Origin of the sequence: Paenibacillus solani (assembly GCF_001277345.1) — a bacterium.
Lineage (GTDB): Bacteria > Bacillota > Bacilli > Paenibacillales > Paenibacillaceae > Paenibacillus_AQ > Paenibacillus_AQ solani.
On record NZ_LIUT01000001.1, the window covers coordinates 3,367,739 to 3,383,754 of the forward strand.

The following is a 16,016-nucleotide window of genomic DNA, read 5'->3' on the forward strand; positions in this document are numbered from 1 at the left end:
GATGTCTCCTTTAATTTGATTGTATGGCCCGCTGTACAAAACCCTCCGACTGATCCAGCTTTATCTTAGCTTCTGCATAGTTTAAGCCCGTAAGAATCATAATCACTGCTACCTTCACATGCTGATGACTCATTTCATAGTATTTGGTAGCGGTTTCGTAATCACAGTCCGTAATCTCTTGGATCATAGTTTTTGCCCGCTCTACTAATTTTTCATTCGTAGGCTGAACATCCACCATCAAGTTGCTGAACGATTTGCCAATACCGATCATGGCAGCTGTGGAAATCATATTCAGCACCATTTTTTGGGCGGTTCCAGCTTTAAGCCGGGTCGAGCCGGTCAATATTTCCGGACCGGTTACAATTTCAATCGAGTGCTTGGCATATTTACTAATTTCGGCATCTTCGTTGCATGCCAGACTTCCTGTTGTCGCTCCAATCCGGCTCGCATATTGCAATGCGCCAATGACATAGGGAGTTCGACCGCTGGCAGCAATACCGATAACTGTATCTTTGTCACTTAAATTCAGTTTCGCCAGATCTTCCTCCCCTTGTTCCAGCGAATCCTCTGCTCCTTCTACAGCGAAGCGAATAGCTTCCTCTCCGCCGGCAATCACACCTTGAACCATGCTCGGATCGGTACCAAAAGTGGGAACGCATTCAACCGCATCCAAAATCCCCATCCGACCACTAGTACCAGCCCCTATATAGATGAGTCGGCCACCCTGTTTAAAGCTATGAATCACACATTCCGTTACACGCTCGATCTCGTTCAATTTCTCTCTGATCAATAAAGATACTTTCTCATCCTCCTCCTGCATGAGTCTAAGGACCGAAAGTGTTGGCAGCTGGTCCAAATCCATCGTGAGTAGATTTCTTTTCTCTGTTTGCAAGTCATGCAGCACTCTATCATCTCCTCCTCTATCTGATACTAGTGTATAAGATTAGAAATAAAATTACAATATTAATATTAGATTAAGTAATATTATTTCAATATTATATCGAAAAATGGCGCCTCTATCCCGCTGCCTATCATTATCACTACCGCATTCTATCATTATCAAATAGCGAGGCCAAAGAATGAACTTCAAACATAGCATTGAATGTAAACCACAAAAAAGCCTGATCCATCAAGGATCAGGCTTTGATTATTATATTCAAAGTATGTGACAGTTCATTTCAACTTCTATAACTCTGAAAAATTAGTTACAACTCCCACTTCGGTTCTGTTGATTAACAAAGTACTTCTATTATGAACACTTGCTATATCCGCAATTCCCACAGGTCTTGCATCCCTCGATGTTAATCAAGGATGCGCCCCCGCAAGAAGGGCATAGATCCAGCGACATGGAGCTGCCGCCTGTGTTGGAGCCATAACCGCCACCGTATCCCGCAGCAGCTGTCGCCCCGGCTTCACCTGCATCCGCAGGTATCATCGTGGCTGCGACCGGTGCCGGATCATGGTCATGATCCAACTCGGCGTTGTTCGCCACGTGCGTTTCGAGCGCCTTCGCCACGGCATCTGCGATGGACTCCACGCGGTTCGCACCGAAGCCGATCGCGCCGGTTCCGCCGATGCCCTTGAGGTGCTTGATCAGCAGCTCCACCTTGTTGCCATGGTCCCCGTAACGGAGGAACAGCGAGCAGACGCGGCCCAAGGCTTCCGCCATCGCGAATACATCCGATCCGGCTTTGCCGACGTTCAGGAAGATTTCGCTTGGAATGCCGTCCAAATCGTTAATCGTAATGTACGCCATGCCAAATGGCGTGTTCATTTTATAGGTTGCACCGCGAAGAACTTGCGGACGCTTCTTGTATTGCTTATCCAGCCCGCTCTTGCTCGCTGGAGATACTGCCACGCTTGCAGCAGCTGGCTCTACGCTAGTCGCATCCTCTGCGGATTGCCCTACAGCACTTTGTTCCAGCGCTGTGTCTTCTGCAGAAGCTGTTGTCGCTTCGGAGGCTTTATCTTCTTTTTTCTCCGTTTGCAGCACCTGCACATCGCGGCTTCCGTCGCGGTAGATCGTTACGCCTTTACATCCCAGATCGAATGCCAGCTCATACAGGCGTTTCGTATCTTCCACTGTGAAGTCGGACGGACAGTTCGCTGTCTTCGAGATGGAGCTGTCCACCCAGCGCTGAATCGCTGCTTGCACGCGGATATGATCCTCAGCGGACAGGGTCATCGCAGTAACATAATAGTCCGGAAGCTCTTCCCCCGGATGGCTGTCCAGCCAATCCTGCGCAATCGGCACGAACTGCTCGTCGAAGCCCAGACGGCTTTGACGGAAGTATTTGAAGGCGAAGTACGGCTCGATACCTGTGGACGTTCCAACCATTGTACCCGTGCTGCCCGTTGGCGCTTGAGTAATGACGGTTACGTTACGTGCACCCTTTTCACGTACCGCTTCAGCAACTTCCGGATACACTTCAGCCATATTTTTCATGAAGCCGCTTTGCAAATAGAGCTCAGCGTCGAATGCCTGGAAGGAACCCTTCTCCTCTGCAATATCAGCAGAAGCGAGATACGCTTCGCGTGCGATGAAGCCATACAGCTTATCCAGGAACTCCAATGATTCCGGGCTGCCGTAACGGATGTTCAGCTTGATCATCAGCTCAGCCAAACCCATTGTGCCAAGACCAACGCGGCGCTCTTTCTTCTGGTTCAATTCGTTTTCTTCAAAATGGTACGGCGTCCGGTCAATGACGTTATCCAGGAAACGCACGGAATAACGCGTGGTCGTCGCCAGTTCATCCCAGGCAACATCATGATTCGCTTCGTCATAGAACTTCGACAGGTTCATCGCGGACAGGTTGCACACGCCCCAGCCTGGAAGTCCTTGCTCACCGCAAGGGTTCGTACAGATGATCGGGTTGAAATACCAGCTGTTGGACATCTGATTATAGTATTCCATGAAGACAACGCCCGGCTCTGCCGATTTCCAGGCGGATTCGATGATCGTATGCCATACCTCGCGTGCTCTGACCGTTTTGTATGGAATGATAGCGTGTCCGGCTTTTTTCCATTTATCCAGGTCGCCATCCCACAGCTCATCATAATCGGGATCTGTGGTATCCGGGAATACGAGCTCCCAGTCCAAATCTTCCTTTACAGCCTTCATGAAATCGTTGCTGACGCATACAGACAGGTTCGCATTCGTAACTTGTCCCATCGTCTGCTTCACGGTGATGAAATCCTCCACGTCCGGATGCCAATCGTTAATCATCAGCATCAGCGCACCGCGGCGGCTACCGCCCTGCTCAATCAGGCCTGTTGTATAACTGAACAATCCGCCCCAGGATACTGCACCGCTTGAAGATCCGTTTACACCCTTGACGATCGCGCGTCGTGGACGCAGGGAAGACAAGTTAATGCCTACACCGCCGCCGCGTGCCATAATCTCCGTCATTTCAGTCAAGGTTTCCATTATACCGCCCCGGCTGTCCTTCGGCGAAGGAATAACGTAGCAGTTAAACAGCGTCAACTCATCGCTTGCGCCCGCTCCAGCGGCAATCCGTCCCCCCGGTACAAGCTTCCAATCATCCAGAATTTCACGGAATTTTCCGCGCCACTCTTCCTGCAGTTCCGGCGTTGCCTCTACCGATGACATGGCAGCCGCGAGTCGATCCCACATTTCTTCCGGTGTTTTCTCGATGGTTAACGTCAGCTTCTCCACATCCGATTCGACAAGCTCGCCCTTTCGTGTTTTCACTGTGACCTTGCGGCCTTCGCGCTTCACGATTTCGCCAACTTCCTTTGTCGGAAATTTAGGATCATCCTTCGTCAGAACGAGCACCACATCGCCAATCTTCGCATTGTTGGTGTCCGCATCCTTCCAGGCATACCGGTCCAAAAAGATCTTCTCACTTAAACCTTCCAGCCGCTGATTATGCATCGTACTCAAGAGCAACTACCTCCTATATAAAATAAAAATAAAATAGATTCTGCTAGCATTGCGTTCACCAACAACATAACCTGTTATGTAGCCGATCAAACATGCAATAGCACTAGATACACCATATATAGTGCTGTTTTTTCATTATACTACACTATATATAGGATAACTATGCCGATAATGTGAAAATTAAGACGCCCATTTCAAGGTCCTCCCGCAAGCTTCCGCTTTCTTCCTCTTGCTCTCTTTTTTTGCTATTCCCTATGAAAAAAAAGGATGAAAATATACAATTCCAGCAGCCGTGCGTCCTATAAGGTATTCCGAGGCTTCCGAATTCGTGCAAGGTTATGAAGACTTCTTTTTTCGTCCATACTACAAATACGCCGCTTGGCCCGGAATGGAATACTTACAACAGGAGGAGATCGACATGAACCAACAGCCAACTGCCGACTCCGGCATGATCATTGACCCACGTCTTCCCGTTCCATTGCAGATCGACCGTTCCTGGCTGGATGATCTCACCGGTCGACTGGATAAGGGCGGCCCTTGGGGCGACTACCGGCTGTCCCGTCTGGCCCTTGAGGGCGAGAAGTCGCGTCTCGTTACAAGCTTTGAAGAATTGCAGTGTCTCAAGCATCTTGGCGCCCTATCCCCGCTTCCCCATCAGACCGAAACTGCCAGACGCGTATTGTTCGAGATGTCGGGTAGAGCCATTCTTGCCGATGAGGTAGGACTGGGAAAGACGATCGAAGCCGGTCTTATACTTAAAGAATATATCGTTCGTGGTCTGGTATCCAAAGTGTTGATTCTTGTACCGGCATCCCTTGTGCTGCAATGGGTGCGCGAGCTGAACTCCAAGTTCGGCATTCCTGCAGTTGCACAGAAAAAAGCCTATTCCTGGGGCAACGATATCGTTGTGGCCTCCATGGATACGGCTAAACGCGATCCTCACCAGGAGATTCTGCTGAACGAGGAATACGATATGCTCATCATCGATGAGGCCCATAAACTCAAGAACAAGAAAACCTCCAACTATCAATTCATACAAAAGCTGCGCAAAAAATACTGCCTCCTGCTGACAGCCACACCGGTCCAGAATGATCTCAGCGAGCTCTTCAATCTGATTACCCTGCTGAAGCCGGGCCAGCTTGGAGGCCAGGGGCAGTTTGCCGCTAATTTTGTTGTCGATAAACGAAAACCGAAAAACCAGGATCAGCTCAAGGATGAGCTGTCCAAGGTCATGATCCGCAACCGCCGCGGGGAAGGCGAAGTCAAGTTCACCAAGCGAACCGTCCGTAATGTGGACCTACGCCTCTCGCCCGAAGAACAGTCATTATACGATGGGGTCACATCCTTCGTCAAAGATCAGTATCAGGCAGCTGGGGGAAATTTAAGCAGTATGCTGTCCCTCGTTACCCTCCAGCGCGAAGTGTGCAGCAGCCGTGATGCCGTCTTCGTGACACTGGTTAATCTGTCCAAGAAGCTGCCCGAGGACTCTCCGCTGCGCGATAAAATCTGGGAGCTGGTTTATCTCATCAAGGCCATCAAAGCCAACACCAAGGCGGAGAAAGCCATTGAGCTGATCCAGCAGATGAACGAGAAGGTCATCGTATTTACGGAATACCGTGCTACGCAGGAATACTTGCTGAATTATTTCCGCGATCACGGGCTGATCTCTGTACCGTACCGGGGTGGCATGAACCGCGGCAAGAAGGACTGGATGATGGATCTCTTCCGGGGAAATGCACAGGTCATGATCGCAACAGAAGCCGGCGGCGAAGGCATTAACCTGCAATTCTGCCACCATATGATCAACTTTGACTTACCCTGGAATCCCATGCGGGTCGAACAGCGGATCGGACGCGTGCATCGTCTAGGCCAAACCAATGATGTAAAGATTTACAACCTGTCCACATCCGGGACCATTGAAGAGCATATCCTGAATCTACTCCACGAGAAGATTAATATGTTTGAGATGGTGATCGGCGGACTGGATGTCATTCTGGAGCGCTTCGAGAAGAAGGAATCCATCGAGAAGAGCCTGTACAAGATCATGCTGGAGTCCGGCAACGATGATGAAATCCGCCAGCGCATCAGCACATTGGGCGAATCGATTCACCATATCAAGCAGGACATCGAGCTGGAAAGCACAGCTGGAGAAACTCTCAGAGAGGAAGAAGCCTAATATGACCATGACGCCGCAGGAGGTGCAGCAGCACTTCATGGCCTATTTGGAAGCTACCGAATGCACCGTCATTGAAAAATCACCCGAGCATGTCACCGTGAAACTGTCACCGCAGGCCGACAAAATGCTCACCAATCGCCCCTATTACTGGGGCTTCGTCGAACGTACCGGCGCTCCCGCCGAAACGTTGTCGTTCAATTTCGTATTTGACCCGGAAAATTACGACGAACGGCTTGCCAAGACCAAAGAAGCTGAAGCCAAGTCTCAGCTCGCCGCGCCTGCACAGGATCCGCTCCTGGCCCGCTTTTACGGGAATGCCCCGGTTCTGCCGATCCTGGGCCCCGGCCGCATACAGCGCGAGAATATCGGCTATGGCAGCAGTCGGCTCGCCCAAATCTGGAATGCTTCCCGGGAAGAGGGCAAATGCGTCTATCTGTTCCAGCAGCGCGATATGGAGCCGCGTCCCAGGGGACGTTCCACGCCTTATGAGCAGTGGCTGGGCGTCTGCTTCAAGGTAGAGTTCAGCTGCGATTTGAAGCGGGAGGAATTATTTTTTCTCGGAATATCGCTATCAAGCCGCACCATCGCTCAAGATTTCCCCGCTTGTTTAGAGGGACGCGACCTGACTCCCCGTTTGCCTGAGAGCGTCCACGTGCGCCCGGCAGTGCTTACTCTCCAGCAGGCCGCAGCAGCACTTGAGAACCATCTCATCGACAAGTTAAGCAAGCTGGACTACGACTGGGCCGCTCAAGCAAGAGAACGTCTTGAAGAAGAACTGCTCGTCATCGACGGCTATTATGAGGACTTGCTTAAGGAGCAGGATGAAGAGAAAAAAACGCTCATTGAGGAGCAGTATAAGAACCGCCGTTCCGAAATGCAGTGGCAGTATGAGCCCAAAGTGAGCTTGTCCGTCATAACCTGCGGTCTGTTTCATCTGTGTTCGCCTGTGAGTGCGCCCTCATGACGCCGCTCAACAAAAGCAGGCAAAAATAGAACCTTTCGTCTTTCGCCAACCGCGACAGCTTGTAACAGTCTTTGCACAGCTTGTCCGATATGATGATTCCATCACATCCATGGCGCATTTAGGCCAAGGAAAGGCGGTTTTACTTTGAAACGACAGTTTATGAAAATCCATAACATGGATAGCAATGACAAGCCAAAATACAGCAATAACCACCGTATGCTCCCTGTTCGGATATTGTCTGTCACCATAATCGCAACCACTCTGCTCGGTCTGGGGATCCACTCATCCCCGGCAAGTGCAGCTAAAGCTGAGGAAGCGATCCTTACACTTGCAGCAGGCAGCACGGCACCATCGATCACGTCGCATGCCTTAGATCAACCGCAATCAAGAAGTGTCCAAAGCAGCGAAGCCGCTCGAGTTCCGGACAGTGTAATGAATTTTGCCGAGGATACCGTCGATCAATTATCAGTCCATGCGCCATTTACAACTTGGGACGAAGCGGAACTCGCATATACACCTCTTGGCCCCGGGACACATGGTTGGCTGGTGACCATTACGGAGAATGGATTACCACAAGGGTATATGATAATCAGTGCAAACGAAGACGGCGGCTATGTACTCAGCGAATATGGAATCGGCCCCACCCTTCCCTTCAGTCAGGCACCGCTGCATGAGCGGCTTGCAGCCGAGGGACTATTGAAAGGTGGAACCACTTTACCTGCAGGAAGTATCGTCCGCAAGTTGTATGATGTGTCACCGGTCTGGCAAGTGGAGCTTCCTGGGAAGAAGCCGGTCTACTACAGTGCCTTAAACAGCGAGCTGCTTCCGGATCAGCTTCCACTTACACGGACATCCGCATCATCAGTATCTCTTCCTCCGCTTGCCAAGGGAGCAGTGGTTTCGACAGCAGCCGGCACCTGGAGATCCACTACGCCTTCGACCTCATCAGTGGGTGAGCAAGACCCTTACGATAACCTTCTCTGGCTCACTTCTGCCCCTTTAGAGGCAGGAAATAGCACAGACCTCCTACATTTGCTGGAGGAGCGTTCCACCTTAATATTTAGGTCAGCAGCACATAATGCCGCATTCGGCTCACCTTTTCAATTAAACGGATGGCAGAGCTGGTCGTCCGAAAATGACAAGAAATCGACTGCGATCTATGTTTCCGTTCCCATGCGCAATTCCGATACCCTTCGCTATCTGCCCGCATCGCGGCTGCTTGAAGAAGGCGTCTTCTATGCCTCTCTAAATAATTAAAAAAACCGCTCTTTATCGCGGTTTTTTGGAGGTGTCGACAAATAGGTCTGGGGAGTTAGGTACGACCTCTTCTTTCCGATAAACGACATTCCCGCCGATCATCGTCCACTCCACCTGAAAATCCTGATCCAGCAGCACGACATCCGCATCCATGCCAGGAGCTATGCGTCCTTTGGAAGCCAGGCCCAGCACGTCCGCCGGTGTGGTACTTGCCATTCTGACTGCATCCAGGAGGGGAATACCCAGTTCTATCGTATTTCTCAGGGCTTCATTCATCGTAACGGTACTGGAGGCCAGCGTCCCATCATGTAATTTGGCGATTCCATCCTGAACCTTGACTTGATGTCCGCCAAATTCATACTCGCCGTCCCCAAGCCCCATGGCCTGAAGCGCATCCGTGATCAGTACGATACCCTCTGGACCTTTCATGCGAAACATCATTCGTACGATGGCAGGATGAAGATGCACATTGTCCACGATGGCTTGTAATGATACCTTCGGTTCTTCAAAAGCCGCTACAACAACTCCCGGATCCCGATGATGAATCGGCCGCATGCCATTGAAGCAGTGCGTAATATGACTCGCGCCCAGACGGAATGCTTCCTTGGCTTCTTCGTAAGTCGCATCGGAGTGTGCGACAGCTACCACAATTCCCTCTCCATGCAAAAAAGATACCATCTCCATACCGCCCGGAAGCTCTGGAGCAATGGTAACCATACGCAGGGCAGAACCTGCTCTCTCCAAGATCACTTCCATTTCGGCCCGGTCCGGATGGCGAAGGAAGGCTTCGTTCTGCATCCCTTTTCTTTTCAGGTTCAAATATGGCCCCTCGGCATGAATTCCGGCGATCAATGCACCCTCCTCATCCTCCATGACCTGTTTTACATTATCGATCATTTGAAGAAGCGCTTCCAATTCTGAGGTGACGGAAGTTGCCAGAAACGAAGTGCAGCCCGTAGCAGCACAGGCTTTGGATACCTCTTGAATGCTTCGGGTCGTCCCGTCCATCATGTCATAACCGTTAGCCCCATGAATATGAACATCCACCATACCGGGAATGAGGAGCTTGCCCCCACCATCCACAATTTTGGTCCCCTTCGGAAAAGTAGGGGTGTCCTGATAGATGGCTGTAATGCGTCCATTTTCAATCAGGATGGAACCATTTTCAATGCATTCTGTTTCAGTTGCTATCCGAACCTGGATCAGACCGACCATTTCCACTGTGAATTCCTCCCTGCGATCAAACTTTAGCCTCAGTATAACAAAGAACATAATTCTTTGCCTAACCTGAAATTGAGGAAATCATTCATGGATCAAAGCTAGGTCTGATCGCAAAAGAGCCAACGAACGCAGCGGTTAGTTCCTAATGCTTATCACGATAAAGCCCTACTTCTTCTTATGTTTGCGTTTGGAGGTGACCTCCTCTTTCCACAGCGTCATGGACAATGGAATCATGCCGAACCAGCGGGTGCTCCAGGCCTCCTTCACCTTCGCTTTTCGCCGAACTTCCTTAGGGGTATCCATATAATGGACAACGCGTTCAGTAATATATTTAATTAATTCATCTCCGCTAGCCACATTCTTCACTCCTCATTAAATCCTTATCATTTAGAATCAGTTTGCTCCATTTCAAGCCATTGTAGACGCTGCCTTCTTGCAGCATGATTTCTCCTTCAAATGCACATTCTAATCAAGCCGATATACTACGTGAAAGAAGGAATCCATCATGGTTAAAGCAGCAGGGCTCTGGTTGCTTCTCCTTGCACTTGCAATTCCGAATACCCATGCGGAAGCCAGTTCTATGGAGAATTCAGCCAAGACACACCCCCTACGAGCCGTTCATCAAAGCCAAATACGATCAACTCAGACCATACCAGAAACACCCGAATCCACCCCATCTGTAGGGCAAGAAAACGACAACTCGAAGCTCCATAATCTATATCCTTTCCCGCAAAAAGTAATTCTGATTGACGTGGGACATGGCGGAATCGATGGCGGAACTTCGTATGGCGATATTCTGGAAAAAGATATTAATTTGGCAATCTCGCGCAAACTGTTCATGCTCCTCAGGCAGGAAGGCTATCCGGCCGTACTTAACCGTGATGCCGATTATGCGCTTAGTGACGACAACCGCTGGCATCGCAGCTCTTCCAGACATCGTCGGGATTTGTCACATCGCAAGCAGCTCAGCAGCGAAATTCCGACCAAGCTTGTAGTCAGCGTCCATGTGAATTGGGGGAAAAACACCTCTAAACGAGGAGGCATCGTTCTGCATCAATCTGAGGGGCGAAGCATCCTGTTAGCGGACATCATACAAGACAAATTGAATCGAGTTTATCGCAATCGCAACCACATCACCGTTGGCAAAGCTTATTATTTGCTGAATCAAACACAGGTACCTGCGGTTATAGTAGAGACCGGCTTCCTCAGCAATTTGGAGGATCGACAGCTATTAACCAGCCGCAATGGTCAAATGCAGATCGCCGAGGCCATCGCCGATGGTATCATCAGCTATTTAACAGCTCTGTAACAATAAGCTTCAACATATAAAAGCCTTCCATCCTGGAACCGTGTAATGACTCGGCCCCATAAATGGAAGGCTTTTTCCCCAGGCAATGGCTAATCTAACTATATAAAACCAGCTCTACCTCCAAGTTTAGCCAAGATGGATCATCTTGCTTTCAGCTATTCCTTCGGCAGCAGATTGGGTCTCCAGCTTGTGCGTTCCTGGACCAACTCACTAATCCCGACAAACTCGACCTTTTTTTGCAGTTCTGAGATGGATCCTATCAGCGCTTCCGCTGTCCGGTTTCCGTATGCACCGACATGGCCAATGGCAATACAGAATGTTTTCTCTTCTGCCTGCTGTGCTGCTGTCAGAAGCTGCTTCTTTACATGTGGAACGGCATGTACATCGTCGAGGAATATATCATTGTCTATAGAAGATATACCTTTTTCTGCTGCCAGTTTCCCCACCACACTGCGGTGGTTCGTTTTACTGTCGATAAAGAACAAGCCTCTTTCCTTACACACATCAAGCACGATGGACATTACTCGTTGATCCTCAGTAATCTTGGAACCCATGTGGTTATTGATCCCTATGGCATGGGGTACCGAATCAATGGCAGCTTCCATGCGCTGCCGGATCTCCTGATCGGTAAGTGAACTGAGAATGGCACCCGGTCCAAGCCAAGAGGCAGACCCTCGCTTAGGTTCCATAGGCATATGGATAATAACATCATGTCCTTGCTTATGTGCTTCCTCGGCATCCTCTCTGCTTGTAGCCAAAAAAGGCATAACAGCAACCGTGATTTTGACAGGCAAACTCAGCATTTCCTGAGTTCCCTTCTGATTATTGCCAAAATCATCAATAATGATCGCAAGCTTCTTAACTTTCTGTTGCTCACCGAACGAGCTTGGCTGCGTTGATTCAGGTTGCACGACCCTACTCTGGGCAGCTTGCGCATCTGCCTTGTCCAATCCGATTTCATATCCGGTCTGAATGCCGTTCACAGCCATCCATGACATGCTTAGCAAGATACTTGTTTTGATATATAGATCCCGCATATCTGCACCCCTTCACATTTTTACTAACAGCCTAAATCCTATTGTTTGAAAATAGGCACGCAAATATGTAGAAAGAAGGGGATCTGCAGCAAATAATCCACTTCATCAATTACCAAGGTATTCATTTCCACAGACCGTTTTACTGAATTGATTTGTTTCTTCATTATGGTAAAAGAGATTAAATATTCTGACATACAAAAAACAGGCTCTTGCTGGCGTGAGCCAATACAAGAACCTGTTTTGTTTGATGCGGTCGAGAGGACTCGAACCTCCACGGGGGTAAGCCCACACGGACCTGAACCGTGCGCGTCTGCCAATTCCGCCCGCGTATCAAGATCATCCACCCTTGAGCCATGCTCACATCAGCGGCGACAAGATATATAATATCACGCTAAATAAATCGAGTCAACATTTTTTTAAAACTTGATTAAAACCATGCTTTTCGGTTAAAATAAGAACATAAGTTCCTATCATATAAATATTTTCTATATAAAGGCGGTGATGTTGATGGCCATACCAGCTGTGACAAGGGAAGAGCGTGCGTTGATCAAGAGTTACCTGCTGCTCATGTACATCCATAAAGTGTTTGAACGGGATTGCCGGATCATTCAGGAGAGCGGTGTCTTCAAGACCCCTCAATTATACGTAGAGATAGTAGGCAATGGCGCCAAACGGGCGGCCGTGCTGCTTCGGGAAGTGAAGCAGGAGTTCATTAAGCGCGCGATCAAGGTGTATGATGTCGAACAAAGCCAGGAAGGGATTCAGGCTCGATATGCATGCCGCGGCTATGTTGGATCGATCAACATCCTATGGCCATCCTTCCGTGAAGAGATGATGGATCGCATGCGCGCCTATCTGGGTCTGGTTTCCCCGGACTTAACTTCCACCGAACTATCCCATGCTCCTGCTGCTGTCTCCAATCATTAAGGAATTGTTCCTGAAATAAACAATAACCGTCTCACTATCCTAACCAAGAGGGTTAGCGCGAGACGGTTATTTGTATTAAGGATTAATGCAAGTTCTGCTGTACGCGAGTCAGCCCTTGTGAGAGAGCATGTCCCGCGCTGGCTGCCGAAGCCACGGCGACAGTTTCCATGATCTGAGCATCCGCGGCTCCTTTGGCACGGGCTTCTTCCATGTGATAGAACGTACACAGCTCGTTATTGGCAAACAGTCCAATGCCAAGTGCAATCAAATGCTTCGTTTTCTCATCCAGTTCCCCTTCCTGAAAGCAAGCTCCAGTGAACTGGTGATACGACTCAGCCATTTCCGGCATGGTCTGCTTTAAATTTAGTATTTCATTTTTGTACGCCGTGATCTTGTCATTGGACATTTCCATCGCTTTTAGCCCCTCTTTCCTAACTTAGGTATGAGGTTAAGTTGTCCGACATTTTCTAGATCTATGCTTATCCCTCTTCGATGGGGCTTACTCTTGGCTCTTTTTTGAGCTGATAGCTGTAGCGGCGGTCCAGCTTTACCACTCGTCGGTTTCTGCGGCGAATAATGACCTGCTCCGGGTCCCAAGCCACTACAAAACCTATAATGTCATTGGTTTCCAACCCATCACGTACCACCCGGACCAACTCGCCGGAGAGCCGCAGCTCATCCAGTCTTTCATCGTTAATCATCACTATCCCTCCTCCGGTATTTATTGTGCAAAAAACGACCTAAATGAATTCATTTAGGTCGTTTGAATGCAGTGCCGTATCGTCAAACATCCCATTATGAGATGTTCTATATCCTACTTAACGCTGCGCCGGTTCGATGCTGTCATTCTTCTCATACCAGTAATCAAGTACAGTAGAAGACATGACGCGCTTTTCAATATACTCCACTTGCTGAGGCGTAAACTGTTCCTTCCATTCGAAGGAAACCTCCTCGCATAATCCAGCAATCGTCAGCAATTCCGACCAGGCAACATAGCGTTTGTACCAGAAAAACTGAGGATGTTCAATCATATAGGGATATAGATCATCAAACTCCGTATGTTTACAATCCAAAGCACGTTCAAAATGTACCTTTGCTTCATTCAGCTTTTCAATCAAAAACGGCTCGGTTACAGGTTGTTTCCCCATGGTGCCTCCTCCTCTCTCTTGCCTACCTCTTCATTATAAGCCAAAAACATAAAGGCGAAAAGAATTTGTTGCGTTTTTAGGCGGAAATCTCAATAAAATTCGGTATTTTCTCAAATGAACGAAATGTTGCCATTCTCCAGGGAAGATATCGTAACCAGCGACTCCACGCGCACACCTTGGTCGCGGAGTGTTCTTGCCCCGGCTTGAAAGCTCTTCTCGATTACAACGCCAAGCCCGATTAATTCCGCGCCGGCACGTTCAATAATCTTGATCAGGCCTCTTGCCGCGTCGCCATTCGCAATAATATCATCTACGAAGAGCAGTTTGTCCTGCTTGCCGATAAACTGGCGCGACATCATAATATCGGTTACGATTCCTTTCGTGAAAGATGGAACCCGTTCACACAAGGCATCTGGATCGGCGAGCAGCGTCTTCTTGCGACGGGCAAATACCATCGGAACTCCCAATTCCAGCGCCGCCGCAAATGCAACGGATATCCCGGAAGATTCCAGAGTAACCACCTTCGTCACACCGCTCTCTTTAAATCTCGCTGCAAATTCGCGGCCCATTTCCATAATTAAAGCGGGGTCTACCTGATGCGTCAGTATGGCATCCAGCTTCAGCACCTGATCCGACAACACAACACCCTCATTAACGATCCGCTCTTTCAACCAATCCATCCAAAGCCCTCCCATGATTCCTTTGTCGTAAAAGTAACATATTCCTTTATGCACGGCAAGTAAAACCAAGGTCGCCGTCACTTAAATGTACGGTTTCCGTCACAATTTCTGACATGAACCTCTGCTCCCCAATAGTTCACCAGCTAAGGCTGCTTTCAGTCTCGGTCTTGGACAGGTAGGAGTCATGTCCAAGTGGAACCAAGCATACCTTGTAATATGCAGAACTATTAACGTACAGGGGAGGCACAGCATTTGCGTCATTCTATTCGCGTATTCCAAATCGCCTTTACATACATCGGTACGATTGTTGGCGCTGGCTTTGCAACCGGACGGGAGATTCTTCAATTTTTTACCCAATATGGACATTGGGCAACACTTACCATTGTTCTTGCGACAGGGCTATTCATCTGGCTTGGAACGAAAATCATGACGATTTCCAGACGAATTGGCGCCAGATCCTTTGAGGATTTAAACAAGTATCTGTTCGGTGAACAAGCCGGCGTGTGGATCAGCTTGTTTATGTTTGTCATCCTGCTCGGCGTAAACAGCATTATGCTTGCCGGTGCCGGATCTGTTTTTGTGGAGCATCTAAATATGAGTTATCAGACTGGATTGTTCATCACGATGATCGGTACCTACTTCATTCTTAGAAAAGGCATCCAGTCCATTATGACCATGAACAGTCTGGTCGTCCCTATGATGCTGACCTTATCGGTCGCTATTATTTCTCAGACGATTCAGACACCGGGTGCCAGCCGTTTCCTCACGCTGACTACAGACCATAGCCTGCCGGTAGTCTGGCTTGCCCCACTGCTCTACACCGCCTTTAATCTGGTGATGGCCATGCCCGTACTGGTCCCACTCGGCAGTCAAACCGAAAGCTCCCGTACCGTAACTTGGGGAGGCATTCTGGGAGGCACGGGTGTAGGCTTCATGCTGATGGCAGCTCATTTTGCAATGTCAGCCCACATGCCCGGCATCGCTCAATATGAAATTCCCATGGGCAGTATAGCCGATCAGCTGGGTCAGGTGGTTCAAATTATTTATCTCATTCTGATCTTCTTGGAAATCTTCAGTACCTTCGTCGCCAATATCTACGGGATTACCCTACAGGTACAGCAGCGCACCTCCCTTTCACCAAAAGTGATTACTTTGGGCATCATGGTGTTCTGCTACTTCTTTAGCCAGTTTGGGTTTAGCTCCTTGTTATCCCTGCTCTATCCCATGTTTGGGGGACTGTGTCTGCTCTGGGTGCTCCGGTTGACTCTATTCGGAACTCCTGGGATGAGGGGAAAATAAACAGGGCTTGCCCAAAGGTGAACTGCACCCCGTCAAGTAGACAGCACAAATATTAAAAGCTACGAAGCGGCCTTTGTCCTGAATTTCATTGGAC

At 49.1% G+C, this 16,016-nt stretch carries 15 protein-coding genes and 1 tRNA gene; 6 read left to right on the top strand and 10 right to left on the bottom strand.

Annotation, left to right across the window (positions count from 1 at the left end; genetic code table 11):
- Window positions 1–10: 10 nt before the first annotated feature.
- A complete protein-coding gene (gene murQ / locus AM231_RS15545) occupies window positions 11–904 on the bottom strand; it encodes an N-acetylmuramic acid 6-phosphate etherase (protein ID WP_054403342.1) in 894 nt (297 codons plus the stop codon).
- A 345-nt stretch (window positions 905–1,249) separates the two neighbouring features.
- Window positions 1,250–3,895: an adenosylcobalamin-dependent ribonucleoside-diphosphate reductase gene (locus AM231_RS15550; protein ID WP_242615212.1), complete on the bottom strand. Its 2,646-nt coding sequence runs from the start codon at window positions 3,893–3,895 to the stop codon at window positions 1,250–1,252.
- 427 nt (window positions 3,896–4,322) lie between these two features.
- Here AM231_RS15550 and AM231_RS15555 point away from each other — a divergent pair, with 427 nt between their 5' ends.
- The 3 genes from AM231_RS15555 (at window position 4,323) to AM231_RS15565 (ending at window position 8,301) form a co-directional block, all read left to right on the top strand.
- Complete coding sequence (locus AM231_RS15555) at window positions 4,323–6,080, top strand: DEAD/DEAH box helicase (RefSeq protein WP_054403344.1); 1,758 nt, start codon at window positions 4,323–4,325, stop codon at window positions 6,078–6,080.
- A 1-nt stretch (window position 6,081) separates the two neighbouring features.
- The gene (locus AM231_RS15560) at window positions 6,082–7,044 is read left to right on the top strand and encodes a YqhG family protein (RefSeq protein WP_054403345.1); all 963 of its coding nucleotides are present in this window, start codon (window positions 6,082–6,084) and stop codon (window positions 7,042–7,044) included.
- 174 nt (window positions 7,045–7,218) lie between these two features.
- A complete protein-coding gene (locus AM231_RS15565) occupies window positions 7,219–8,301 on the top strand; it encodes a hypothetical protein (protein ID WP_242615173.1) in 1,083 nt (360 codons plus the stop codon).
- Between the two features lie 12 nt (window positions 8,302–8,313).
- On the opposite strand, the gene nagA is transcribed toward AM231_RS15565, so the two are convergent.
- Complete coding sequence (nagA, locus tag AM231_RS15570; protein ID WP_054403677.1) at window positions 8,314–9,516, bottom strand: N-acetylglucosamine-6-phosphate deacetylase; 1,203 nt, start codon at window positions 9,514–9,516, stop codon at window positions 8,314–8,316.
- A gap of 171 nt (window positions 9,517–9,687) precedes the next feature.
- The gene (locus AM231_RS15575) at window positions 9,688–9,879 is read right to left on the bottom strand and encodes a YqzE family protein (RefSeq protein WP_053492173.1); all 192 of its coding nucleotides are present in this window, start codon (window positions 9,877–9,879) and stop codon (window positions 9,688–9,690) included.
- 148 nt (window positions 9,880–10,027) lie between these two features.
- Here AM231_RS15575 and AM231_RS15580 point away from each other — a divergent pair, with 148 nt between their 5' ends.
- Window positions 10,028–10,831, top strand: coding sequence for an N-acetylmuramoyl-L-alanine amidase (locus AM231_RS15580; RefSeq protein WP_053492172.1), 804 nt, complete (start codon window positions 10,028–10,030; stop codon window positions 10,829–10,831).
- 155 nt (window positions 10,832–10,986) lie between these two features.
- On the opposite strand, the gene AM231_RS15585 is transcribed toward AM231_RS15580, so the two are convergent.
- Together AM231_RS15585 and AM231_RS15590 are read right to left on the bottom strand one after the other, a co-directional pair.
- A complete protein-coding gene (locus tag AM231_RS15585) occupies window positions 10,987–11,868 on the bottom strand; it encodes a divergent polysaccharide deacetylase family protein (protein ID WP_054403346.1) in 882 nt (293 codons plus the stop codon).
- Between the two features lie 248 nt (window positions 11,869–12,116).
- Window positions 12,117–12,195 (bottom strand) — tRNA-Leu (locus AM231_RS15590).
- A 180-nt stretch (window positions 12,196–12,375) separates the two neighbouring features.
- On the opposite strand from AM231_RS15590, the gene AM231_RS15595 reads away from it, so the two are divergent.
- Complete coding sequence (locus AM231_RS15595) at window positions 12,376–12,795, top strand: YhjD family protein (RefSeq protein WP_054403347.1); 420 nt, start codon at window positions 12,376–12,378, stop codon at window positions 12,793–12,795.
- Between the two features lie 82 nt (window positions 12,796–12,877).
- On the opposite strand, the gene AM231_RS15600 is transcribed toward AM231_RS15595, so the two are convergent.
- The 4 genes from AM231_RS15600 to AM231_RS15615 all read right to left on the bottom strand — a co-directional run bounded on the left by AM231_RS15600 (window position 12,878) and on the right by AM231_RS15615 (window position 14,623).
- Window positions 12,878–13,207 carry a carboxymuconolactone decarboxylase family protein gene (locus tag AM231_RS15600; RefSeq protein WP_053492169.1) on the bottom strand — a complete coding sequence of 110 codons (330 nt, stop codon included), beginning with the start codon at window positions 13,205–13,207 and terminating at the stop codon, window positions 12,878–12,880.
- A 67-nt stretch (window positions 13,208–13,274) separates the two neighbouring features.
- Window positions 13,275–13,496 (bottom strand): hypothetical protein, encoded by a 222-nt coding sequence (locus AM231_RS15605; RefSeq protein WP_054403348.1) that lies wholly within the window; start codon window positions 13,494–13,496, stop codon window positions 13,275–13,277.
- Between the two features lie 117 nt (window positions 13,497–13,613).
- Complete coding sequence (locus AM231_RS15610) at window positions 13,614–13,943, bottom strand: hypothetical protein (RefSeq protein WP_009594840.1); 330 nt, start codon at window positions 13,941–13,943, stop codon at window positions 13,614–13,616.
- A gap of 110 nt (window positions 13,944–14,053) precedes the next feature.
- On the bottom strand, window positions 14,054–14,623 hold the full coding sequence (locus AM231_RS15615; RefSeq protein WP_053492167.1) for a xanthine phosphoribosyltransferase: 570 nt from the start codon (window positions 14,621–14,623) through the stop codon (window positions 14,054–14,056).
- Between the two features lie 252 nt (window positions 14,624–14,875).
- Here AM231_RS15615 and AM231_RS15620 point away from each other — a divergent pair, with 252 nt between their 5' ends.
- A complete protein-coding gene (locus tag AM231_RS15620) occupies window positions 14,876–15,922 on the top strand; it encodes a YkvI family membrane protein (protein WP_054403349.1) in 1,047 nt (348 codons plus the stop codon).
- Window positions 15,923–16,016: the final 94 nt, after the last annotated feature.

Coding starts and splice junctions, on each gene's coding strand:
- AM231_RS15605 (WP_054403348.1), bottom strand. CDS start 13,496: ATGATTAACGATGAAAGACTGGATGAGCTGCGGCTCTCCGGCGAGTTG.
- AM231_RS15610 (WP_009594840.1), bottom strand. CDS start 13,943: ATGGGGAAACAACCTGTAACCGAGCCGTTTTTGATTGAAAAGCTGAAT.
- AM231_RS15615 (WP_053492167.1), bottom strand. CDS start 14,623: ATGGATTGGTTGAAAGAGCGGATCGTTAATGAGGGTGTTGTGTTGTCG.
- AM231_RS15550 (WP_242615212.1), bottom strand. CDS start 3,895: ATGCATAATCAGCGGCTGGAAGGTTTAAGTGAGAAGATCTTTTTGGAC.
- AM231_RS15600 (WP_053492169.1), bottom strand. CDS start 13,207: ATGGAAATGTCCAATGACAAGATCACGGCGTACAAAAATGAAATACTA.
- AM231_RS15595 (WP_054403347.1), top strand. CDS start 12,376: ATGGCCATACCAGCTGTGACAAGGGAAGAGCGTGCGTTGATCAAGAGT.
- AM231_RS15555 (WP_054403344.1), top strand. CDS start 4,323: ATGAACCAACAGCCAACTGCCGACTCCGGCATGATCATTGACCCACGT.
- AM231_RS15565 (WP_242615173.1), top strand. CDS start 7,219: ATGGATAGCAATGACAAGCCAAAATACAGCAATAACCACCGTATGCTC.
- AM231_RS15580 (WP_053492172.1), top strand. CDS start 10,028: ATGGTTAAAGCAGCAGGGCTCTGGTTGCTTCTCCTTGCACTTGCAATT.
- nagA (WP_054403677.1), bottom strand. CDS start 9,516: ATGGTCGGTCTGATCCAGGTTCGGATAGCAACTGAAACAGAATGCATT.
- AM231_RS15585 (WP_054403346.1), bottom strand. CDS start 11,868: ATGCGGGATCTATATATCAAAACAAGTATCTTGCTAAGCATGTCATGG.
- AM231_RS15560 (WP_054403345.1), top strand. CDS start 6,082: ATGACCATGACGCCGCAGGAGGTGCAGCAGCACTTCATGGCCTATTTG.